Origin of the sequence: Acinetobacter sp. ANC 4910, assembly GCF_004331035.1 — a bacterium.
In the GTDB taxonomy this organism is placed as follows: Bacteria; Pseudomonadota; Gammaproteobacteria; order Pseudomonadales; family Moraxellaceae; genus Acinetobacter.
The window spans coordinates 96,364-118,884 of the sequence record NZ_SJNT01000004.1; the positions used below are offsets into that span (position 1 = coordinate 96,364).

At 39.3% G+C, this 22,521-nt stretch carries 20 protein-coding genes; 11 read left to right on the forward strand and 9 right to left on the reverse strand.

Annotation, left to right across the window (positions count from 1 at the left end; translation table 11 throughout):
* Positions 1 to 92: 92 nt before the first annotated feature.
* A complete protein-coding gene (locus tag E0H82_RS05325; protein WP_131263679.1) occupies positions 93 to 578 on the reverse strand; it encodes a hypothetical protein in 486 nt (161 codons plus the stop codon).
* Between the two features lie 101 nt (positions 579 to 679).
* On the opposite strand from E0H82_RS05325, the gene E0H82_RS05330 reads away from it, so the two are divergent.
* From E0H82_RS05330 to E0H82_RS05355, 6 genes are all read left to right on the forward strand, one after another.
* Entirely contained in the window at positions 680 to 1,438 is a 759-nt protein-coding gene (locus tag E0H82_RS05330) for an AzlC family ABC transporter permease (RefSeq protein WP_131263680.1), read from the forward strand.
* Positions 1,428 to 1,775 (forward strand): L-valine transporter subunit YgaH, encoded by a 348-nt coding sequence (gene ygaH, locus E0H82_RS05335; RefSeq protein WP_131263681.1) that lies wholly within the window; start codon positions 1,428 to 1,430, stop codon positions 1,773 to 1,775. Before E0H82_RS05330 ends, ygaH begins: the two co-directional genes overlap by 11 nt.
* 238 nt (positions 1,776 to 2,013) lie before the next feature.
* Positions 2,014 to 3,228, forward strand: coding sequence for a formate-dependent phosphoribosylglycinamide formyltransferase (purT, locus tag E0H82_RS05340; protein ID WP_171458261.1), 1,215 nt, complete (start codon positions 2,014 to 2,016; stop codon positions 3,226 to 3,228).
* 26 nt (positions 3,229 to 3,254) lie between these two features.
* The gene (gene glnD / locus E0H82_RS05345; RefSeq protein WP_131263683.1) at positions 3,255 to 5,921 is read left to right on the forward strand and encodes a [protein-PII] uridylyltransferase; all 2,667 of its coding nucleotides are present in this window, start codon (positions 3,255 to 3,257) and stop codon (positions 5,919 to 5,921) included.
* A gap of 25 nt (positions 5,922 to 5,946) precedes the next feature.
* Positions 5,947 to 7,116, forward strand: a complete 1,170-nt coding sequence (gene dapC, locus E0H82_RS05350) for a succinyldiaminopimelate transaminase (RefSeq protein WP_131263684.1) — start codon at positions 5,947 to 5,949, stop codon at positions 7,114 to 7,116.
* Between the two features lie 434 nt (positions 7,117 to 7,550).
* Positions 7,551 to 8,246: an alpha/beta hydrolase gene (locus tag E0H82_RS05355; protein WP_131263685.1), complete on the forward strand. Its 696-nt coding sequence runs from the start codon at positions 7,551 to 7,553 to the stop codon at positions 8,244 to 8,246.
* Positions 8,247 to 8,625: 379 nt separating this feature from the next.
* Here the strand turns inward: E0H82_RS05355 and E0H82_RS05360 are convergent, their stop codons facing one another.
* From E0H82_RS05360 to msrB, 4 genes are read right to left on the reverse strand one after another with little or no spacing between them, the layout of a single operon-like run.
* Positions 8,626 to 9,240, reverse strand: coding sequence for a LysE family translocator (locus E0H82_RS05360; RefSeq protein WP_131263686.1), 615 nt, complete (start codon positions 9,238 to 9,240; stop codon positions 8,626 to 8,628).
* Between the two features lie 42 nt (positions 9,241 to 9,282).
* A complete protein-coding gene (locus E0H82_RS05365; protein ID WP_213073957.1) occupies positions 9,283 to 10,152 on the reverse strand; it encodes an AraC family transcriptional regulator in 870 nt (289 codons plus the stop codon).
* Positions 10,153 to 10,172: 20 nt separating this feature from the next.
* Complete coding sequence (locus E0H82_RS05370; RefSeq protein WP_131263687.1) at positions 10,173 to 10,655, reverse strand: glutathione peroxidase; 483 nt, start codon at positions 10,653 to 10,655, stop codon at positions 10,173 to 10,175.
* Positions 10,652 to 11,071: a peptide-methionine (R)-S-oxide reductase MsrB gene (gene msrB / locus E0H82_RS05375; RefSeq protein WP_131263688.1), complete on the reverse strand. Its 420-nt coding sequence runs from the start codon at positions 11,069 to 11,071 to the stop codon at positions 10,652 to 10,654. The genes E0H82_RS05370 and msrB overlap by 4 nt, the downstream gene beginning before the upstream one ends.
* A gap of 229 nt (positions 11,072 to 11,300) precedes the next feature.
* Here msrB and E0H82_RS05380 point away from each other — a divergent pair, with 229 nt between their 5' ends.
* Entirely contained in the window at positions 11,301 to 12,731 is a 1,431-nt protein-coding gene (locus E0H82_RS05380; protein ID WP_131263689.1) for a pyridoxal phosphate-dependent aminotransferase, read from the forward strand.
* A 142-nt stretch (positions 12,732 to 12,873) separates the two neighbouring features.
* Complete coding sequence (gloB, locus tag E0H82_RS05385; RefSeq protein ID WP_131263690.1) at positions 12,874 to 13,605, forward strand: hydroxyacylglutathione hydrolase; 732 nt, start codon at positions 12,874 to 12,876, stop codon at positions 13,603 to 13,605.
* A 508-nt stretch (positions 13,606 to 14,113) separates the two neighbouring features.
* Here the strand turns inward: gloB and E0H82_RS05390 are convergent.
* Positions 14,114 to 14,497: a DUF962 domain-containing protein gene (locus E0H82_RS05390; protein WP_131263691.1), complete on the reverse strand. Its 384-nt coding sequence runs from the start codon at positions 14,495 to 14,497 to the stop codon at positions 14,114 to 14,116.
* A 380-nt stretch (positions 14,498 to 14,877) separates the two neighbouring features.
* Between E0H82_RS05390 and E0H82_RS05395 the strand changes: the two genes are divergently transcribed.
* A complete protein-coding gene (locus tag E0H82_RS05395; protein WP_131263692.1) occupies positions 14,878 to 16,341 on the forward strand; it encodes an inorganic triphosphatase in 1,464 nt (487 codons plus the stop codon).
* 176 nt (positions 16,342 to 16,517) lie between these two features.
* Positions 16,518 to 17,978 carry a CHAD domain-containing protein gene (locus tag E0H82_RS05400; RefSeq protein WP_131263693.1) on the forward strand — a complete coding sequence of 487 codons (1,461 nt, stop codon included), beginning with the start codon at positions 16,518 to 16,520 and terminating at the stop codon, positions 17,976 to 17,978.
* A gap of 7 nt (positions 17,979 to 17,985) precedes the next feature.
* Here E0H82_RS05400 and E0H82_RS05405 read toward each other — a convergent pair whose 3' ends face one another.
* Positions 17,986 to 18,618: a hypothetical protein gene (locus tag E0H82_RS05405; RefSeq protein ID WP_131263694.1), complete on the reverse strand. Its 633-nt coding sequence runs from the start codon at positions 18,616 to 18,618 to the stop codon at positions 17,986 to 17,988.
* 110 nt (positions 18,619 to 18,728) lie between these two features.
* Between E0H82_RS05405 and E0H82_RS05410 the strand changes: the two genes are divergently transcribed.
* Complete coding sequence (locus E0H82_RS05410) at positions 18,729 to 19,118, forward strand: DUF3144 domain-containing protein (protein ID WP_116762576.1); 390 nt, start codon at positions 18,729 to 18,731, stop codon at positions 19,116 to 19,118.
* 52 nt (positions 19,119 to 19,170) lie between these two features.
* On the opposite strand, the gene E0H82_RS05415 is transcribed toward E0H82_RS05410, so the two are convergent.
* Entirely contained in the window at positions 19,171 to 19,482 is a 312-nt protein-coding gene (locus E0H82_RS05415) for a hypothetical protein (protein ID WP_131263695.1), read from the reverse strand.
* Between the two features lie 162 nt (positions 19,483 to 19,644).
* Positions 19,645 to 22,410, reverse strand: coding sequence for a M16 family metallopeptidase (locus E0H82_RS05420; RefSeq protein ID WP_131263696.1), 2,766 nt, complete (start codon positions 22,408 to 22,410; stop codon positions 19,645 to 19,647).
* Positions 22,411 to 22,521: the final 111 nt, after the last annotated feature.

Sequence of the window (22,521 nt, forward strand, 5' to 3'; positions counted from 1 at the left end):
CAAGTCAGTCTTATTTTCTATTATCGGCGTTACTGTTCGTGCATCTGCATTGTAATTTTATAAACCACAATGCAGCTTTAAACATGCAAACTTTATGAACTAAATGCTTTTTTCTTCGGGTCAGTATTGCCTAATTCTGGATGCTCAAGGGCATCTTTGCATTGCGCTTTGTCTCGTTCATAATCCGCTTTTTTCTGCGATACTGTCGCTGAGTTCTCCATGGTCTCCCGCGCCCAAACATCTAAACCAGTCAATGCTTTTCGACACAACGCATATTTTCCTTCAGTCACAGAGTCTGTCATTTTGACGTTAATACGCCAATCTGTACTCAGTTTACGCGCAGGTTTACGTACATTCTCTTCAATTAAATTCCGTTGTTTACGGTATACATAAGGATCTGCCTCGTTCATGAATCGCCATGCTTCATGTGCATAGGTGGTTGCGTCATTGGTTAATTTAGGCGCAGCCTTAATTTCAGCTTTCTTTTCAGCATGATCTGAAGATTGACCACAACCTTGTAATAACACAGCACTACTCAACACAGAAACAACAAGAACAGGCGCTCTAAGTATTCGCATTTAGGGAATCACCGCAACAATCTAGTAAGCACTATGCTAGTAAATTCGGCTACAATACACAATCTTATTTGACCTATCGTTTAACTCTAACAAGGTGTGTCGTGTCACAACACAAATTAACACCCACGCAAACGGCTGGTTTTTGGCAAGGCGCCAAAGATAGCCAAGCGATTATCTTTACCTATTTACCTGTTTCTTTTGCCTTTGGGGTTTCTGCAACGCAGTTTGGCTTCAGTGCTTGGGAAGCCTTGTTTCTTTCTTGTACTATGTATGCTGGTGCCAGCCAATTTCTGGTGGTTGCACTTTTAGGCAGTGGGACGTCTATTTGGATGACAGCGCTGACTGTCATTGCCTTGGATATTCGTCATTTACTGTACGGTCCAGCCTTACAAAACCTAATTCAAGACCGATTAAACCTAAAAAAAACCGCGATTTGGGCGTGGGGACTGACTGATGAAGTCTTTGCTTCAGGCATGATCAAACTCTCACAACGACGCCAAGAATGGTCTGAATCTTGGATGTTAGGACTGAGTTTATTTAGCTGGTTATCTTGGGCAACTGGCTCATTCTTGGGTGGACTGTTTGCCGATCAAGTCAGCAATCTACCGCAGTTTTTACAGGCTGCACTCGATTTCTTGTTACCTGCGTTATTCCTCAGTTTCTTGCTGGCTGCCTTCGAAAAGAAACATACTTTTGTGGTGAGCGTGACCATTATAGTCTCTGCGATTGCCTGCTATTTCATTGATCTCTCTGCGGCAATTTTCATTGGTATTTCATCAGGTATATTTGCAGGTTTGTTTAAGCACTATGTCCTCAAACAACAAGATGCCGAACACACAGGAGCATCACATGAATCTTGAAATCATATTGGTAGGAATTGTGGTTGGTATTGCTAATTTTATCTCACGTTTTGGTCCTTTTTTTGTCATTCAAAAATTTCAACAAAACTCGCAAAAACGTGGTGCCTTGTGGTTAAAAATTGCCTTAGGCTCAATTGGTATTTCTGCCATTAGCTCCATGCTTGTGGTTGCGACTCTTCCGCCGTTGTTAGAAACACCCAATAAAAGTTTGGCAATGCTCATTGGGTTTTTGGTACTTACAGGCTTATATTTTAAGTTCAAGAAAATTGTACCCGCAACTTTAACGGCTGCGTTGACCTATGGTCTGGTTTATACCTACATCCCTTTTCATTTTTAATTTATTTTGAACGGATGATTCATAACCTAGTTAATCACTTGAGAGCAATTTTCAGGTGATTAACTAAAAATATGAAATAAACTTACTTTATGAAAGTTAAAGCATTTTGATTAAAACCATAAATGTTCCTGTCAGAATAACCTGCTCAAAAAATTGTTCGACAATCTTATTATTTTATGTGAAAGCGACCTGAACATGACCTTGAGTTCTGCTATGCTAAAACCCCATTTACGCAAGGATGAATCACATGAGCGTGACTATTGGTACTCCCCTTCAATCTTCTGCATTTAAAGTTCTACTATTAGGGTCTGGTGAACTCGGAAAAGAAGTGGTGATTTCACTGCAACGTTTGGGTGTCGAAGTACACGCTGCTGACCGATACGACCATGCTCCTGCCATGCAAGTTGCACATTATCAACACACCTTGAATATGGCAGATCCTGAAGAATTAAAACAACTCATTACTCAAGTTCAACCCAACCTTATTGTTCCTGAAATTGAAGCGATTGCGACTGAAGTTCTGGTCGAAATTGAAGCACAACAAATCGCGACCATCATTCCTTCTGCCAAAGCCGTGAACCTTACCATGAACCGTGAAGGTATCCGTCGTTTGGCTGCGGAAGAACTCGGCTTACCCACATCTGCTTACCGTTTTGCCGACTCTCTTGAATCTTTCCGCGCTGCTTGTGATGACATTGGTTACCCAAACTTTGTGAAACCGGTCATGTCCTCTTCGGGCAAAGGTCAATCGCGCGTGAAAAGCTTTGCTGAAGTCGATGCAGCTTGGGAATATGCACAAACAGGTGGCCGTGTAAATCAAGGTACCGTCATTGTGGAATCACAAATTGACTTTGATTTTGAAATCACCTTACTCACTGTTCGTGCCAAAAATGCAGAGACTGGTGAAATTGAAACCCAGTACTGCGACCCAATTGGTCATCGTCAAGATTCTGGCGATTACGTGGAAAGCTGGCAGCCACAACCCATGACAGCAGTGGCTTTGGAAGAAGCAAAACGTATTTCTCATAAAGTTACTACAGCCTTAGGTGGTTGCGGTATTTTTGGTGTGGAATTGTTTGTCAAAGGTGACAAAGTGTGGTTTAGTGAGGTCTCACCTCGTCCACACGATACAGGCCTTGTGACTTTAGCTTCCCAATATCAAAGCGAATTTGAATTGCATGCGCGCGCTATTTTAGGCTTGCCTGTAAATACCGCTCGCCACAGTGTTGCTGCTAGTGCTGTCATTTACGCAGGTGCGGATGATACCAATCTTTCCTTCTCTGGCTTAAATCTTGCTTTGGCAAATCCAAATACTGATTTACGTCTATTCGGAAAACCTGAAGGTTTTAAACGCCGCCGTATGGGTGTTACTACTGCACGCGCCGAAACCACCGATCAAGCTCGTGAACTGGCAAAACACGCTGCGGATCAAGTCATTGTGAATCAGAACTAACTTATACATATTACGGACTCCTGTTCATGATCAATACTTCACCATTGTTGAATTACGTCAAAAGTAACCATGATATTCAAGCGATTAACCAATGGCGTACCGATGTAGAAAAGCAATTACAAGAAAGTTTTGAACATGGACAGCCCATTCGTGAAATTATTTTAGCGCGCTCTAATCTAATCGATGAAGCACTGCAATTTCTCTGGAAGCATGCTGAGTTAGATCAAACCAATCTCGGGCTGTTTGCGGTCGGAGGCTACGGTCGCCATGAAATGCTGCCATATTCAGATGTCGACATTATGATTTTGTCGGAAGATGAAATTACGGCAGATCAAGAAAAACTGATTTCCACTTTTATTTCTTCGCTTTGGGATGTTGGTAATTTTAAGCCCGGCATCAGTGTTCGCAGTATTCGCCAATGTGTCGAAGAAGCCACTAACGATTTAACCGTTGCCACCACCCTCATTGAAGCACGTCTAATTATCGGCTATGAACATCTCGCACGTTGGCCGCGTCGCATTGTTTCGCAAACTTGGACAGATAAAACTTTCTATGACGCGAAAATGGAAGAGCAACACCGCCGTTACGCACAACACAATAATACTGAAAGTAACTTAGAGCCCGATATTAAGAATGCTCCAGGCGGTATCCGGGATATTAACCAGATTGGCTGGATTGCTAAACGTCATTTCCGAGTGAACCGTATTTATGACTTGGTACATTTGGGCTTTATTTCTGAGTTTGAACTTGGTGTATTGGAAGAAGCTGAAAGTTTCTTATGGGAAATTCGCCATCATTTACACCGCCTAACCAAACGTGACGAGAACCGTTTATTATTTGACTATCAGCGTGACATTGCTGGTATGTTTGGTTATGTACGTGAAGAAGATAAGTCACCCAACTATCCAATTGAACAATTCATGAAACGGTACTACCGTACTGCACAACAGGTGTCTACCCTGAATGAAATGTTGTTGGCATATTTTAGTGAATCCGTTATTACCCCTCGACTGCCACAATATGAACGTCAAATTGTAGAAATTAACGATAATTTCAAATTGGTCGATGGTAAATTAGCAGTCCAACACCATAAAATTTTCGCTGAAAAGCCTAGTGCAATTTTAGAATTATTCTATTTACTCGCGAACCGTCCAGAAATCGAAGGCATTCGCGCGCGCACCTTACGTCTACTCATATTAGCAGCGAAACGCATTGATCAGGCTTATCGCGATAATCCTGAACACCAAGCCTTGTTCATGGCAATTATCCGTTCACCTTACCGCTTATATGACACCATGGTCGCCATGAAACGTTATGGCGTTTTGGGCAACTATATTCCTGCATTCGGGCAAATTATGGGACTCATGCAATATGATTTGTTCCATATTTATACGGTCGATGCACACACTTTATTATTGTTGCGTAACTTAAATCGCTTTAAAGAACCTGAATTTGCCAAAGATTTCCCTGTCGTCAGTTCAGTCTTCCAACGTTTAGCGCGACGTGACATCGTATTTTTAGCCGCTCTGTTCCATGACATTGCCAAAGGACGTGGCGGTGACCATAGTGAACTTGGCGCAGAAGATGCGATTGAATTCTGTCGGGTACACGGATTTACCGAACGCGAATGCAAACTGGTGGCTTGGTTGATTCAAAACCATCTATTGATGTCATTGACGGCCCAGAAAAAAGACATTTCCGACCCCGATGTGGTGAAAGATTTCGCAGAAAAACTGGGTGATATGGAGCATTTAGACTATCTCTATACCCTCACTGTTGCTGATATTAATGCGACCAACCCAAAACTATGGAATTCATGGCGTGCATCACTCATGCGCCAACTCTACACGCATGCTCGTGACATTATTCGTACCGGTCTTGGTCGTCCCGTCGACTACCAAATGCTGATAGAAGACACCAAATTTGCAGCCAGTGAAATGTTGGTCAACGATTTTTCTTTGGCTGATGTAGAAAAAGTCTGGCAAGAACTCGGTGATGAATATTTCATCAAAGAATCGGCTGATGAAATTGCTTGGCATACCCGTGCAATATTAGAACACGGTGAAAATCCAGCACCTTTAGTGTTAATGCGTGCACACCGTATTTCTGCACAAGATGCGGTACAGATCTTTATTTATACACGCGACCAACCTAACTTATTTGCAACCACTGTGGCCATTTTAGATCGAATGAATCTGGATGTTCAGGATGCGCGAATTATTACTGCGACTACAGCATTTAGTTTGGATACCTATTTGGTTCTAGACCGTTTTGGCACCTTATTAACAGATCCTGAACGTGAGGCGACGGTCATTCATTCGCTCACCTCAGCACTCAGCCAATCCGATAAATATCCGGGATTAATGCAGCGCCGTATTCCACGCCAACTTCGCCATTTTGATATTGAAAATACTGTAGATGTAACCTTGAATGAAGCGTTACAGCAAAATATGGTTGAAATTTCTACACTTGACCATCCAGGATTACTTGCGAAAATTGGTGGTCTGTTTATGATGCAAGGTTTAGACATTCACTCTGCTAAAATTGCCACTTTAGGCGAACGCGCCGAAGATATCTTCTTTGTGACCAAAAAAGATGGCTCACCAATGACGGAAGAAGAAACGGTATTATTTGCCAATCAACTGAAGCTAGCATTGGATGAAGCCTCTAATCAGGTCTGTGGTCAACATTAATTTTTAACGTTCGGGTATCCGTTTCATGAACTCTAGTTTATCCCTATTACATCCTTATCCATTTGAAAAGTTAAATAAACTTTTTAAGGATGTACAACCAGCAGATTTACCTTTGATTCCTCTTTCAATTGGAGAACCAAAGCATCCTGCACCAGAGTTTGTGAAACAGGCGATTATTGATAATTTCCAGCATCTATCGACCTACCCAAACAGTAAAGGTTTACCTGAATTACGCCTCAGCATTGCCAACTGGTTAACACGACGTTTTCATCTCAATCAAATTAACCCTGAACAGGAAATTTTGCCTGTTTCGGGGACGCGTGAAGCAATTTTTTCATTCGTACAAGCACTGATTAATCGTGATGAAAAACCGTATGTGGTGATGCCAAACCCGTTCTATCAAATTTATGAAGGGGCAACTTTATTGGCAGGTGCTGAACCTTATTTCATCAACTGTACCGAAGAAAATGGCTATTTAGGTGATTTTGATGCGGTTCCTGCTGAAGTCTGGGAAAAAACGGCACTCTTGTTTGTTTGTACACCGGGTAACCCAACAGGTGCAGTGCTTTCTAAAGAACAATTTAAAAAGCTGATTGCACTATCCGATCAATACGGTTTTGTAATTGCATCAGATGAATGTTATTCAGAGCTTTGGTTTGATCAAGCACCAACAGGACTATTAGAAGTCTGTGCTGAAATTGGGCGTGATGACTATAAAAACTGTGTCGTGTTCCATTCATTGTCAAAACGTTCAAACTTACCGGGTATGCGTTCTGGTTTTGTTGCGGGCGATGCAGCCTTATTAAAACCATATTTGCAATATCGTACTTATCACGGTGCAGCAATGCCTGTTCAACATCAGTTGGCCTCTATTGCGGCATGGGATGATGAAGCACACGTAGAAGAAAATCGCGTGCAGTACCGTGCCAAGTTTGATTTATTTCAAAATGAATTGGGACATCTTTTACCATTACAAAAACCTGATGCGGGCTTTTATTATTGGCTTAAAGTAGATAATGATGAAACTTTTGCCAAAATGCTGATGGAAAAGGCCCATGTAAAAGTGCTCCCGGGGCGCTATTTATCGCGTGATACGGCGACGGGTAACCCTGGTGAAAACCATGTGCGTCTTGCTCTCGTTGCAGATATTGCACAGTGTGAGCAAGTTATCGCACGTTTAAAACAGATTCTGTAATCATCTTTTAGACCATAAAAAATCTATATTTTGAACTGCACCCCGAAAGTTGAACGCGTCTTTGTTTAATTTAAAGGGTGCTTTTCTATGGCTAAATATTCTCAAGAAATTAAGCTTAAAGTAGTTCAATACGATTTATCTGGATTTTAGAATCCAACACGAATACTTAAAAGCATGCATCTTACATCCAGTATTTTATGGCTCTCTTCTTATTGACCAAACATGAATACGTAGAAGTGCTTATTTCATAGACTAGCCACAATAGCCTGTAGTTTAAATGGTAAATCGATCAACTGAAGTGAAATCTGACTTGCTTGAGTAAATGCCTCGATTGAACTTACAAAATAAAATAACTTGGAGTCAGCTCATCTAAACCAAGTTGGCACAGTCATATTTTTAACGCTAAGATGATATTTTACTCAAGGGAATAGAAGATGAAGAATAAGCCTACCATTATTTTAGTCCACGGATTCTGGGGCGGTGCTGCCCATTGGTCTAAAGTCATTATCGATTTATTTGACCGAGGCTATACAGCATTGCGTGCTGTTGAACTTCCCCTCACTTCTTTAGCCGATGATGTTGAACGCACCCGAAAAATGATTGCTCAAGTGAAAGGAGATGTGCTTTTAGTCGGTCACTCTTATGGTGGTGCTGTTATTACCGAAGCTGGCAACCAACCCAATGTTGTAGGGCTGGTATATATTGCAGCTTTTGCACCAGACACGGGTGAAAGCCCAGGCAGCATTACCCAACAACATTTACCTGCAGGTGCACCAGATTTAGAGCCCGATAGCGATGGTTATCTTTGGATAAAAGTCGATAAATATTATGAAAACTTTTGTCAGGATTTAAGTCACAATGATGGTCTGGTGATGGGCATCACTCAAAAAGCGCCTGTAGCGGGTACATTTAGCGATACGATTTCGACTCCTGCGTGGAAAACAAAACCTTCTTGGTATCAAATTTCGACCGAAGACCGCATGATTCATCCAGAAAATCAAACCATGATGTCTTCTCGTTTAAATGCTAAAAAGGTCATTTCTTTAAATACCAGCCATGCATCTTTAGCATCTCAACCCAAAGCAATTGCTGATTTAATTGATGAAGCGGCTACATTTCTTGCCCGTTAATGGTTTATATATTTGAAGAAAATTGAATTTTATTGCTGTGCCGCAGTTTAATTTTAACGAGCTTACAAGAGATCTATGCCATGTAAAACCAAGCTTTATATTGCTATTTTAAACAGTGCAAAATCAACTTAAGACATGCCGTATAGGGAACATTTTTGGCAATCCATTAAGAAATTTAAGCAGAAGATTTCATAAAAGGACTCTTACAAAACATCAAGGGCATCTAAAAATGCCCTTGATTTGAAATTATCTATTTTTGGGGATAACGCACCATTTATAAGTTACATATAAATCTACAGTTGTTTCTGTATCAAAATAGCAATAAACAAACTCTTAGTTAAATTCATCGCAACATAAAATAAATCTGTAAATTCATCACTTAAAGCATTGCCAAAACAAAGGCAAAACCCAAAAAACAGCAGCCCGTGAGTCGATATAATGTCTTCGTATTCCTTTTTAAAAACGCACTCCAACCACTAAAATTGAATAATTTAAGCAGAAATAAATTCCAAAATAGAACGACACTTACCATCCAAAAGCAAATCAAAGAGAGTTGTTTAACACTAAATTGACTGTAGACCAATAAAATCAAACTGCTATAAAACATCAGATTTTTCGGATTAAGCAAACTAGATTGCAAACCTTGAGCGAAACATAAAGTGCTTGATGTCTTTATTTGGATTTCATCATGATCTGTTAAATGCTCATTTTCTTTGTCACGATAACGAAAACATTGCAACGCCAAATAAAGTAAATAAGCCACCCCTAAACAGCGTAGGAGTTGTAATAGAATGGGATGAATTTGACCTAAGCCCCACAACAATACAAAGATCAACAACAAAATCAGTGCATTTCCAACCGCAATTCCCAATACAGTATAACGTGCTAATTTTGAACCATATTTCATTGAATGAATTAAGATAAGGAAAAAATCAGGTCCTGGAGAAAGCAAAGCAATAAAATGTGTAACTGCAATAAAAAAGAATAACTCCATGACTAAGCTCGGCTAAAAAACAGAGATCAGCCTAGAGCCTACTTAAATTGAATTCTTGTATAAAATTGCGCGGCGGTGCTGCTTTTGATAGAACTTCGGCGTAGTACCTGTCAACTGCTTAAACACACGTTGAAAATGACTTTGATCACTAAAACCCAATTGATAACTCATCTCGGCAATATCCTTACCCTGCTTTAAGAGCTTTCTCGCTTGATTAATTTTTAAATTCAGTTGATATGCATGAGGTGTTAACCCCAAATTGGTCTTAAACAAACGAATGATGGCGTAACGACTTAACCCACTTTGCTCAGATAAATATTGTAAGGAGAGTAATTCTTCACTTGTGCTTATTTCCCAAAGGAGTTGTTGAAACTCCTGTTGTGCATAACTATTTATTGCGAGTAACTCTAGTTGCAAATTCGGAAATAATAACTCAGTCAGCGTTTGAATCAGTAATTGCTCTTTTTGCAAATACGACATTGAGTGATCGAATAAGTTTCTATTTAAATGAGAAAAATTGCGGTAAAGTTGCTCAGATTGATAGAGTTTAGGCTGATATTGCGGAACTGCATTACAACGAAAATCCTGTTTAGTTTCATGCAGCAACTGTTGTAACCAGAGCATATCCAGATGCATCATTTGATAACTCCACGCCTGATTGGGTTCAGGATTACAGGAATGCTCAACATGCGCTGGGATAAGAACAAGGGTTCCCGATTCTATGGGCTGTGTCCCCACAAAATGACTATTAAAAATACTTCGACCAACATCTACTGCACCAATAGAAAAGGTCGGATGGCTATGTGCTTTATAACAAGTACGATTGTTACATGCCCTACGTGTTTCCACATAAGGCATATTCGGATTACTCCAAAATTCGACCTGAATTTCAGAAGAATTTGGCTGCGTCATTAATCCATTTAACATTACAATTATTTTTGTAATGCCTTTTCAATTTCTTCTTCTAAGGCTTCAGGTTTAGTTGTTGGCGCAAAACGGTTTAAAACCGTTCCGTCTTTACCTATTAAGAATTTGGTAAAATTCCATTTAATGCCGCTGCCTAAAATACCTTTGCTGTTATTGGTTAAATAACGAAAAATGGCATGGGCTTCTGGTCCTTTTACGTCGACCTTGGCAAACATAGGAAAAGTGACCCCGTAATTTTTCTGGCAAAAAGCTCCAATTTGGTCGTTCGACCCTGGGTCTTGTCCACCAAATTGATTACAAGGAAAGCCAAGTACTTCTAACCCCTGCGGCTTATATTTTTCATATAATTTTTCTAAACCAGCAAATTGCGGTGTGAAACCACACTTACTTGCTGTATTTACAATTAATAAAACTTTACCCTCGTAATCGGTAAAAGCTTTATTTTTTCCATCTAACAACTCAGCTTCAAACTGATAAATGTTGGTCATGGATAGGTTTCCTCATCATTTTTTTCTTGTGATTGTAGTTCTAATGAAGCCGAATTTACGCAATAACGCAATCCTGTCGGCTGCGGACCATCCTCAAAAACATGCCCTAAATGAGCGTCACAATGATGACAAACTATTTCAGTTCTTTGCATACCATGTGAGCTATCTTGTAATTCATCAATTGCTCCTCCAACAATTGGCTTAAAAAAACTTGGCCAGCCACAACCACTGTCAAATTTCGTCGTAGACGAAAACAACGGTGTACCACAGCAACGACACACATAAGTTCCTTCTTGCTTGGTATTCCAATATTTCCCCGTAAAAGCAGGTTCTGTTCCTTTTTGTCGAGTTATACGGAATTCTTCTGGTGATAACTCTCTTTGCCATTCTCGGTCTGTTTTACTGAGTTTTCCCATGATTATTTCCCTTTCTATCTTGCTGTTTAAAATAAGATAATCTTATATTTACGTCATTCATCCTAAAATTTCTAGTCTTTACTTAACAATTTACAAAAGACTTATAATTTCAACAAAAGCAAAAAGTAAGCAAATTCTTAAAACATAGTAAGCATTTTTATTAATCCAATGCTTTTTTGTGAGCAAAATTGGTGTTATTCTTGTGAACGTGCTTACTTAGGATTAAAAAATGTCGCAGAAAAAGAGCGTTATTTTTAAACATCTACTGCCTGTGATTAAAGAATATCAACAGGCGGGATTTACGCATGAAAAAATTGTTGCTTTACTCCGAGATGAACATGATCTCGATTTGGTAACAACTGAAACATTTAAAAGTTATTTATACCGTTATGCAAAAGTGACCCCCACTCTTTCCGAGAACATCAAAATGCCGAACACTACCCAAACCCCACGCGAAATAAAAAAATCGTCTAAGCTCGAGCATGTATGCTACGACATCCGTGGACCAGTGTTACGAGCGGCCATCGAGATGGAAGAAGCTGGCCATAAAATTATTAAACTAAATATTGGCAACCCAGCTCCCTTTGGCTTTGAAGCCCCACAAGAAATTATTAATGATGTCGCATTAAACTTGCCCAATGCTGTAGGTTATACCGACTCAAAAGGAATTTTCCCTGCACGTAAAGCCATTTGCCAGTATTACCAGCAAAAAGGCATTTTCGATATGCATGTCAATGATGTGTATATCGGCAATGGCGTATCTGAACTCATCGTCATGGCAATGCAAGGTTTATTGGATGATGGCGATGAAATGCTGGTGCCAATGCCAGATTATCCGCTGTGGACTGCGGCAGTAAACTTATCGGGTGGTACAGCAATTCACTATAAATGCGATGAAGAAAATTTCTGGTATCCAGACATCGCAGATATGGAAAGTAAAATCACGCCAAATACGCGTGGTATTGTCATTATTAACCCAAACAATCCAACGGGTGCAGTCTATCCACGCCATGTCTTAGAGCAAATTGTCGCTTTAGCCAAAAAATATGACCTGATTTTATTTGCAGATGAAATCTACGACAAAATTATTTATGACGGTATCGAACATGTTTCCGTTGCTGCGTTAGCAGGTGATCAACTGTGTATCTCATTCAACGGTTTATCAAAAGCTTATCGTATTGCGGGTTATCGTTCAGGTTGGATGGCCATTACTGGTGATAAATCACGCGCAATGGATTACATCGAGGGGCTAGACATGCTTGCGTCTATGCGTCTATGTGCCAATCATCAAGCGCAGTATGCGATTCAAACTGCATTAGGTGGCTACCAGTCGATTAATGATTTAATTCGCCCAGGTGGTCGTTTGTATGAGCAACGTAATATCGCATGGCAAATGCTGAATGAGATTCCAGGTGTGTCTTGTGTCAAACCTGAAGGTGCAATGTATTGCTTCCCTAAACTTGATCCAAACGTGTATCCAATTCAAGATGATGAGAAACTCATGCTCGATTTACTCCGCGCAGAGAAAGTCTTATTGGTTCAAGGTACTGGTTTTAACTGGCCAACGCCAGATCATTTCCGTGTAGTGTTCTTGCCAGCAGAAAATGAACTGCGCGAAGCCATTACCCGAGTGGGTCGTTTCTTGGCAAAGTTACGTTAATTCTAATATTTGAAAATGCCGCATTTTGATGCGGCTTTTTTGTATTTCTCTCACACCCATGACTTTTTAATTACAACGTTGAAATAGTGAGCCTAAGGCATTCAATGCTAAACTTGATAACAAGAGATAACGAGCGAATAACATGACTTATCAAGTACATATCATTGATGTAAAAAATCAATTACAAAACTATATTTGGTTACTTGAACATACCGAAACCCATGAAGTAATTGCCGTAGACCCAACCGAAGCACAATTGGTTGAAGATTATTGTCAAGAACATCAATTGCACCTTAATCAAATTTGGCTTACACATTGGCATAAAGACCATATAGGTGGTGTACACGGTTTATTGGTCAATCGCAATATTCCAGTTTATGGCCCTCGTGATGAACTAAGTAAAATTCCGTTTATTACCCACCCACTCGCAGATGGTGAGCATTTTAATTTTCATGATATTCGTATAGATGTGATTGCCGTTCCAGGACACACCTTAGGTCATATTGTCTATTTTAGTGATGCACTTGATCTGGTTTTTTGTGGGGATACTTTATTTGCAATGGGCTGTGGTCGGGTATTTGAAGGGACTTTTGAACAGATGTACCATTCCTTGAATCGCTTAGCGGCATTACCCCCAAGAACCCAAGTGTATTGTACTCATGAATACACCCTTTCCAATGCCAAATTTGCGCTACATGTAGAACCCGATAATCTAGAAATTCAGCAACGCTTTGAACAAGTTGAAGCCTTGCGGATGGTTGGTCAACCCACACTCCCTAGCAATATTGCCATTGAACTAGAGACCAACCCCTTTTTAAGAGTACAAAGCGTCGAAGAGTTTCAAAAATTACGTGAATTAAAAGATAACTTTTAATTTTTGCATTTAACAAAAATCCCTAGTTCTGGGGATAGAGCAAGTACCAAAATCACGGTTTAATAAAGACACAAAAGCAATAAAATACAACGATAAAACTGAAAGATTTCGTTTATTTTCAATAATTATAATAACAACTGAAAATAAACATGACTCTCTAATTTTTTGCACTAACCACACGGGCAATGTGGGCAAAAAATTAGAGAGTCTTTCAATTCATCATCCCAATTTTTAATTATAGGTATTTGTTTATTTACATCTCAAATAAAAAAAGCCCAGAGAAAGGTCACTCTAGGCATTGGAAACTTGCTGTATCTTGAGTAAACCCAAGAACATCTAAAATTCTGAAACTTATACTACATCAGAAGGATTGAACATCCTAGCCATTTTCATGAATATATTTGAAGATTACACTTTATTGCACAATTAAAAATCATGTATAACAAATACATATATAAGCGTTATGACCTAATATTACTAGACAAGTGTACTTTAATTTGGATAAAAATTAACTTGGAATTTTATCGAATGAACGGCATTTTAAACTTAAGTTGCCGCGGACAATATCAGACAACATACGCCAATCCGAAATAAAGCTGTAAAGTGGCTGTTTAAAAGATGCTGGCTTATTCTTTTCATACAGAAAATGTCCGACCCATGCACATGCATAACCTGGAATTAAACCATACAATACATATTTAGGTTTACGATGGCGAATGGCTTTCGCTATCCAATATGCGCCAATAGTACTGCCTAAAACATGTAGACGCCGACTCGTAATATTACGGTGCTCGGTCAAATAAAAACGATAAAATTCATTATAATTTTGAATGGGTAATTGCGGTGCTTGAACATGCTCCAAATTTTCAGTGGTTTGAATAGTTGCATTCATATTTAAATTATCCTGATTGTTTTAAATTATAACTTTTGATTTTGCACCCATATCATTGTGCTTTACTTTAAATGGGTCAATTACATTTTTGCTTATGTTCAAGCTTTTAAGTTGGCAAAATAATGTTGGTCCTTACGATTTAATGATCAACCTATAACATCAGATCAGGTCTCGTACTGCAAAAACATCTCCTATGGGTTTGCTAGAAGCATTTCATCAGCACTCAAAATTTAGAATGCATTAACTGCCGATAATTTCACTCATCAACGCGTACAGCATAGAATTTTTCAGCTAGAATTTAATATTAAAGCGTCACATCAGTTTTGAGCAAAAGCTGCACAAGACTTCCCCTTTTTTGAACCATAATCTAAGGCAAATTTATGATTGAAGTTGAATTAAAATTTCAAATTCCTACAGCAAAAAGAACAACGCTTCTTAAAGCCTTAGACCCAAAAAAATCAAATCTGATTCAGCTGCAAGCAAAATACTTCGACACACCAGATAAACGACTTTCACAACATGGCGTTGCCCTACGCTTGCGCCTTGAGGGTGAGCATTGGGTTCAAACCTTAAAAGCGGCTGGAAAAAGCCATTTGCACCGTTTCGAGCACAATCATGATTTCGGTATTTCTGAACATGCCCCTGCTTTAGATTTAACGATTTATGAACATGAACCCGAAGCACGAGCCATTTTGCAAAATGCTTTGGGTGATCAACTTAGTTCATTAAAATTACAGTTTGAATCTGATATTCAGCGTACTTATCGTGTGATTCACTTCGAAGATGCTGAAATTGAAGTCAGCCTCGATATTGGTCGCTTAGCCACTGAAACTGAAGAAAGAGAAGTTCATGAAGTTGAATTTGAACTCAAACAAGGTTCTATTCAGTCTTTACTTGCCTTTAGTTTTGAGTGGGTTAAAAAATATCAACTTTGGTTAGATGTACGCAGTAAAGCAGAAATGGGACATCTACTCTCTACTCAGCAACACGTTAGCCCTGCTCAACAGAGCAAAACTTTTCAATTAGTCAAAAAAGACAGTGCTGACAGTAATGTCCGCTCGCTCATCGCGCAACAGTTACAGCACCTACTTCCAAATATTGCAGCCATTTCTGCAGGCGTTGCCGAAAAAGAGCATCTTGAACAAGCTTATTTGGCTTTGGATCACCTCTATTTAACTTCTGCCTTATTTAAAACGTGGAGCAAAGACGTTTCAGATAAATGGGCATATCAGTTGGCGGCTTTTAAACATCATTTTGAAAATTTACAGCAGCTTGAGCACATGCAAAGTACTTTGGGCGCATTACTTCAAAACCCAACAACTGTCGCTAGCCTAACCCAAGATATTTTATATGCACAAGAAAAGCTAAATAATTTGGTGCGCTCAACACTCAATGTCCATCATTTTTTAGAGCTTTTAATGTTTAGCTTGCAAAGTAGCACTGCTACACAAGAGTTGGACTTAAAAGCTTATGCACAAAATACCTTGCAACAGCAATATAAACAGATCCACGAGCAGCTTTTAGAAACTGAAGTCACAAAATTTGAAAGCCTTGAGCAACTTTCGCAACGTATTCGCGAACTCAAATTTAGCTTCCCTATACTCACCTCAATTTACGATGTGAAAAATCTGCAAAAATATAGCAAGGCATTAAATGAAGCACATCAAGCTGCCGAAGAATACTTAACGCTCAGTTCATCTGCTGCCTATATTCAGCAAACCGAATTAGAAGCAAGCGACTGGTTTATTTTGGGTTGGTTGACCGCGAAACAAGAAGTGTATGCTCAAGCACTTTTAGATGCGACTGAACAATTTATGGTAAGTCGTAAATTCCTTAAATTCTAAGCTGCTTGATACCCCAATACATCTACATCCACAAATTCAGTTTGTGGATGTACCTCATTGCCACATCTAGAAATAGACAAATTATATTTTTACTGGACTTCTTCAGTCACTTTAGCCAAGATATAAATTTAGCGCCATTAAAATAATTTTAAAAACTCCAGTGCGAGGGCTAGAACATGTCAGAAATTGAACTCAAATTTCAAATTCCAGAAGCTTTTCAGGACATGATTTATCAAGATTTCTGTGCTTCCAAAGTCTATAAGCAACGTTTGCTCGCCCATTATTACGACACCGAAGATTTTCAATTGGCACAGCAATCCATTGCACTCCGATTACGTTTGGAGCAAGGTCACTGGATTCAAACCTTAAAATATAAAACCGAGCAGCATATTGAACGTTTTGAGTTTGAATCTGACTTGGGCAAAAAAAAGCAGCCCAAACTTAATTTAGGCGTATATCAAGATCATTTTGATGAACTTCCCACCTTATTAACTACTCCTGATGCTGCTCAGAACTTTCAAATTAAATTTTCTACCGATGTAGAACGCGTCTCCAAAATACTGTTGTTTAATCAATCTGAAATTGAGGTTTGTCTGGACATTGGTCATTTGGTTTTTCAAAATGAAAAATTAAGAATATTTGAACTTGAATTTGAACTGGTACAAGGCACCATTCATGACTTAATTCGCTGTATAGAACCATGGATGAATAAATACCAGCTTTGGTTGGATACTCGCAGCAAGTCTCAGCGGGGCGATTTGCATCTACAACAACAAGATGTGTTATTACCACAGTATGCTGAACCGATTCTTTTAGATCAGGAAATGACAACCAATAGTGCTGTACAGATCATCTTAAATAACACCTTTAAACATTTTTTACCCAATGCTACTGCCCTCGCTAGTGGGTCATATCATAGCGAACATGTACATCAAGCACGTGTCTCAATACGGCGTATGCGTAGTGCTTTAAAAAGTTATACCAACTTAGTAGATAATGTCTCTCCACACTGGGCAGCTCAGCTCCGTGTTATTTTTCAATCTTTAGGTCATGCACGAGATACCGATGCTATTCGTGAAACTTTACTCCCGCAACTGCAACAGGCAGGTTGTACACATTTAGACCTTCCTACAGCAGAGAACTTTCACAATCAAGTCATGTGGATTTTCCAATCCGTAGAAACCAATCAATTGATACTGGAACTTATGGACTACATGACATCTGAACCGAATCTTAAAAATAAAAAGAAAAAACCATTTCTAAAATATGCAGAAAAAAACTTAAATAAAACCCATCAGCGCATTGCAGATGACATTGGACATTTTTCGCAGCTAGAAGATGAAGAAAAACACCAACTGCGTAAACGTTTTAAACACTTACGTTACAACATTGAATTTGTGCGTAGTCTATACCATAATAAAGCTGTAAAGCACTATTTACAAGCCATTAAACCCATTCAAGAGATTTTAGGACAATATAATGACCTCTTGGTTGCCGAGCAATTCTTCCATGAGCTGCCCGAAAATGAAGAGATCACATGTGCCATACACTGGCTTAAACAGCAGGAAAAACAACAACTCAAACACATCGATAAACAGTTGAAAGCATTTAAAAAAATCAAACCATTCTGGGCATAAAACGGGCTTAGCGATATTTTCCAAAAACCTTCCATACCTCGTTGTCTGCAAGTGGGTCGCTATAACTATCGCTACGCTGCTTACGTGGCTTATCCCGTGCATCGACCAGTTTAAAGTGTTCTTCGGTGCTTAATACAATACCATTCACATAAAATCGGGTTCGCGTATATTCACTTTGCCCATGCTGAAACACATAGGTTCTTAAATCAATAAACTCACGGTGTGCGACCAATGCTGCTTGTTCATCGCTATTCAGCCAAGCTTGCATTACAGCGACTTGCTCGGCAGAAAATTCACCGCATTTATCTAATAAACTTGCAATTCCTCTAAAAGTCTTTGATTCTTTAGCCCGAGTTTTATTAATCCGAATTCGGTCTACATGAAAATAAAACAAAGGTAAATTAAGATGACTGGGTAAGTGAATAGCATCCACGACCTCATCACTTAAAAAAGGTTGGCTCAACAGTTGCGCCCGCTCAATTAAGTCTTGCCATTGTTGATAATAGTGTGCGACATCCTCTGCCGAACCATAATAAATGGGTAATCCTTCGACATTTGCCAAAGATTGGGGTGGCCAAATTTGTTGGCGCAAAAGTGCAATATCATGTTTAAGATTTTGAATTGCAATAGCATCTGACATAACGCGTTCCAATTTTAATAATGCTTAGGCTATTTTTAGATTAAGTCAAAGGTTTTGTTTCTGCAAGGCTTTGCCTATAATGCAGAATGAAATTTTAGCTAGGAACAGTCATGGTTCAAAAGATTGACGCTACTGATGTCACCGAAGAAGAAGCTTTGAATGCTGCTTTTTTTGAACGTGCAGATGAATTTATTAAACATGCCAATGAATTTTGTCGCCCAGCCAAAGGACAACAAGTCAAACCCAATGAAATTCGTGGTCAAGTCAGCGCTTCTATGCTGTTTGCAACGGCACGTTTCAATACTTGGGTTGCAGCGAATAACTTCAAAGATGGCAATGAAATGCGTGATGCCAAAGAACAAGTGATGTCTTATGTCATGCAACAATTCCAAATGATGTTAGAAGATAACTATGACGAATACTGTGAACAGTTCGAGAACTATTTACGTTTCCGCCATAACGAGGAATTCCATGCCAACAAGCATGATCATGACCATTAATTAATGGCAAAACAAAAAAGCCCTCAGCTTAGACTCAGGGCTTTTTTATTGTTTAAACTTTACGATCCCAAACGATCTTTTTTATTACGTTATCTACAATGGTGACGGTGTAATAGGTATTCCCCACCAAATACACATGGTCTGATGCAGTAAGCTGCTTCCGGCCTTCTTCCCACTCGTAATTCCGTATCGATATTGGAGGTTGCTGCATATTTTGCACCAACTGAATATAGCTATCGCCAAGTGACACCAATTGCCCATTTTCAGCACGAATGACACGCGTTTCAGTCGCTGCTGTAGCGTAAGAAGTACCGATTGCAAATACAAAAAGCAAATAACCAGAAATTTTTAGAATTTTCTTCATATAGATAGACTCAATCAAAATGATGTTTTCGTTATTAAGAAGTAATATAAAATTTTGTTTATTTTTTACCATCTGTTTAATTTAACTACAAGTTATAAAATAAAAAGCCACAAAATTGTGACTTTTTATTAAAACATTCAAGATACTTAGAACTCAGAAAAACTAAGGCTTAGCCTGCCCATATTGATCCGCCAACACTTCAACCAATTGATCGAGATGAATATATTTTTTGATGGCTTGGTCTACATCTGCTTTGGTCAAGTTGGCAATCGCCTGATCACGTTTTTTACGGAACAATAAATCGCGGTTTTGTTCTAATTGTGAGGTTAGCATTTGATGAATATTGCGTTCATCTTCCAAAGCCGTTACGCGATTTTTTAGAATATCGGCTTTAGCCGCTTCTAACTCTTGTTCTGTGACACCATGATCTAGCAATTCTTGTAAAACTTTATGCACAGCCTGCGACACTTGCTCAGCTTTACCTGCGGTGTAATTGGCACTAATACTCAACACACCTGAATTCACCCAATCATCTAACTGAATTTCACTGCCAAAGCCATACACCAAAGCATTCTTCTCACGCAATTCCTGAGCTAAACGTGAAGACAGTTGAGAATCTCCGAGAATATAACTAAAGACCAACATGGCTGGTGCATCTGGATGATCCTCACCTAGTGGGAAAGTCAGTAAGCTTTGATAGCTGCCAAATTCTCGTTGCTCTGACAGCACATGCTGCTTCTGTGCTTTATACGGCGTATATTCAGACGTGAGTTGCGTATAAGCTTGAGTGCCGTTCCAGTTCCCAAACTGTTTTTTTATCGTCCGCAACATTTTCTTGGCATCAAACTCCCCTGTAATGGCGATTTGTGCATGATTCATGGCAAAGAACTGCTGATACAGTTGCTTCACTTGCTCATTAGTAGAAGCATGAAATTGTTTTTTGGCATATTCAGGCTCAAAGTGATAGCGTAAATCTCCTTGCGGATAGATTTCAATTAAACGCGCAATGGTCAGTGCTGCAACGGTTTCAGGTTCTGTATAGGGACGGTTTAAGCTCGATAATGTTTGAGATTTAATTAAATCAAACTGTGACTGCTCAAACTTTGGGTTCTTCATGACATCCACAATGTAATTAAAGAACTCTGCAAACTTTTCCTTTTTCGCCACAATTTGAATGGTCATGCCATTACCATTAGACGATGCTGTTGCTGAACCACCTGCATCAATCGATTTATCGGCAATGTCTTGCAGACTGTATTTATCTGAAGCACGGAGCAATAAATAAGAAGTGAAATCAATAATTTCACTTTTGTTCATCAAACTTTGGGCTGTACCGAACTCCACATTAATGGTGGCATAAGTTTTATTGTCACGGGTCGCAACAGGATAAAGTGCATATTTCATCCCGTTCTTTAATACACCGCGTTGAATATTCTTCTCGTTCTTTTCCAAATATTGCTGAGAACTTGCAACATATTGTGCTACTTCTTGTTGATACACACTCACATCTTTGAGTGGTTCTGTTTTTTGAGCCTGTTGGTCTAAGGTCTGCTTTGGCGCTTTTGCCTGCTGCTGTTGCATGGCTTTTTTCTGATCTTCAGGAGTAGGCTGAATATCACCTGTAATACGATGTTCTTTGACCAAGAACTGATTTAAGGTCTGATTGACCTCATTCAGACTGAGGTTTTGAATGTTATTGAGATCGACATAATATTGATCCCAACGTCCCTGACTCGCTACAAAATAATCCGCCAGACGTGAACCCAATGCCGCAGAGTTACTTTGAATGCTGTCGGCCTGATTTTGAATGAGACTTTTCACGCGCTTTAATTCTGTTTCATTAAAATCTTGGGCTTTTTCTACCCCTTGATCGAGCGCTTGATCGACCTGCTCAGCATTATGATTCGGTGCATAAATTGCGCCCATAAACACCAAGTTAAAATCACGATCTAGCCATGTGGTTGCCTGCACCATAGTACTGGTGCCAGTTTCCACCATACTTTGATATAAATGCCCACTCGGCTGCATGGTATATAATAACGGCGACAAAGCTAAAGCGGGTTTGATCTGTTCATTTTTTCCGTTCAAGTAAATATTGAACTTGGCTAAATCACTGCCTTTTGCCACAGTAAATTCACGCTGTTTAATTTTACTTGCATCCAACTGCGGCACTTGAACCTGAGCAGGAATTTGACGTGCAGGAATTGAACTAAACTGCTGATCAATCTGCTTCAACACTTGCCCTTTGTCGAATTTACCTGCAATCACCATTGCTGCATTATTGGGTGCATACCACGTACGATAGAACTGGCTCAGTTCATTCATTTTGATGGACTGCAATTCTTTTAAATCGCCAATGGGTAAACGTCCTAAATACTGGTTGCCATAAGCCGATTTCCACATCTGATCCATCAATACGGCAAAAGGTTGATCCAGACGTACTTCCCGCTCACGTTTCACAATGGCAATTTCAGAAGGAACAAACTTCTCTTGCAGCACTAATTTATCCATACGCTCGGCTTCTAAATGCAAGATTTCATTCAAAGCGGTTTGTTCAGGACGCACGACATTAATATAGCGGGTCGAATAATAGTCAGTACTGGCATTGGTCATTAAAGTGTATTGATCCAATCTACGCTGGAATTCTTCACCTTTGACATTTTGTGTCCCCTTAAAAGCAAGGTGTTCTAACAAATGTGCTAACCCTCCTTTACCTTGCGGATCATTCAATGAGCCTGTCAGATATATGGTGCTCATATAGACTTTATTTTCTTTATCATTAGGTGCCAAAATCACCCGAAAACCGTTATCTAATTTATATTCTTCAATTTGATGATCTGATTTGACCAAAACTGGCTGTGCCCAAGCAGCCGAACTTAAACCAACAAAAAACAGAGAGAAAGTAAGTTTTTTCAACCGCATTAACATGTTAATTCCAATATATTCAGTTATATAAATATTTTATAAGCTGCCTATCTTACGGAATCGAAAATGGTATTTATAGTGAAGTTTTGCAAAGCAACCCTCAGTTTTGAGCGT

Bases quoted from the DNA above. Each gene is read 5' to 3' on its own strand.
- E0H82_RS05325 (WP_131263679.1), bottom strand. From the start codon at position 578: ATGCGAATACTTAGAGCGCCTGTTCTTGTTGTTTCTGTGTTGAGTAGT.
- ygaH (WP_131263681.1), top strand. From the start codon at position 1,428: ATGAATCTTGAAATCATATTGGTAGGAATTGTGGTTGGTATTGCTAAT.
- purT (WP_171458261.1), top strand. From the start codon at position 2,014: ATGAATCACATGAGCGTGACTATTGGTACTCCCCTTCAATCTTCTGCA.
- glnD (WP_131263683.1), top strand. From the start codon at position 3,255: ATGATCAATACTTCACCATTGTTGAATTACGTCAAAAGTAACCATGAT.
- dapC (WP_131263684.1), top strand. From the start codon at position 5,947: ATGAACTCTAGTTTATCCCTATTACATCCTTATCCATTTGAAAAGTTA.
- E0H82_RS05355 (WP_131263685.1), top strand. From the start codon at position 7,551: ATGAAGAATAAGCCTACCATTATTTTAGTCCACGGATTCTGGGGCGGT.
- E0H82_RS05360 (WP_131263686.1), bottom strand. From the start codon at position 9,240: ATGGAGTTATTCTTTTTTATTGCAGTTACACATTTTATTGCTTTGCTT.
- E0H82_RS05365 (WP_213073957.1), bottom strand. From the start codon at position 10,152: ATGACGCAGCCAAATTCTTCTGAAATTCAGGTCGAATTTTGGAGTAAT.
- E0H82_RS05370 (WP_131263687.1), bottom strand. From the start codon at position 10,655: ATGACCAACATTTATCAGTTTGAAGCTGAGTTGTTAGATGGAAAAAAT.
- msrB (WP_131263688.1), bottom strand. From the start codon at position 11,071: ATGGGAAAACTCAGTAAAACAGACCGAGAATGGCAAAGAGAGTTATCA.
- E0H82_RS05380 (WP_131263689.1), top strand. From the start codon at position 11,301: ATGTCGCAGAAAAAGAGCGTTATTTTTAAACATCTACTGCCTGTGATT.
- gloB (WP_131263690.1), top strand. From the start codon at position 12,874: ATGACTTATCAAGTACATATCATTGATGTAAAAAATCAATTACAAAAC.
- E0H82_RS05390 (WP_131263691.1), bottom strand. From the start codon at position 14,497: ATGAATGCAACTATTCAAACCACTGAAAATTTGGAGCATGTTCAAGCA.
- E0H82_RS05395 (WP_131263692.1), top strand. From the start codon at position 14,878: ATGATTGAAGTTGAATTAAAATTTCAAATTCCTACAGCAAAAAGAACA.
- E0H82_RS05400 (WP_131263693.1), top strand. From the start codon at position 16,518: ATGTCAGAAATTGAACTCAAATTTCAAATTCCAGAAGCTTTTCAGGAC.
- E0H82_RS05405 (WP_131263694.1), bottom strand. From the start codon at position 18,618: ATGTCAGATGCTATTGCAATTCAAAATCTTAAACATGATATTGCACTT.
- E0H82_RS05410 (WP_116762576.1), top strand. From the start codon at position 18,729: ATGGTTCAAAAGATTGACGCTACTGATGTCACCGAAGAAGAAGCTTTG.
- E0H82_RS05415 (WP_131263695.1), bottom strand. From the start codon at position 19,482: ATGAAGAAAATTCTAAAAATTTCTGGTTATTTGCTTTTTGTATTTGCA.
- E0H82_RS05420 (WP_131263696.1), bottom strand. From the start codon at position 22,410: ATGTTAATGCGGTTGAAAAAACTTACTTTCTCTCTGTTTTTTGTTGGT.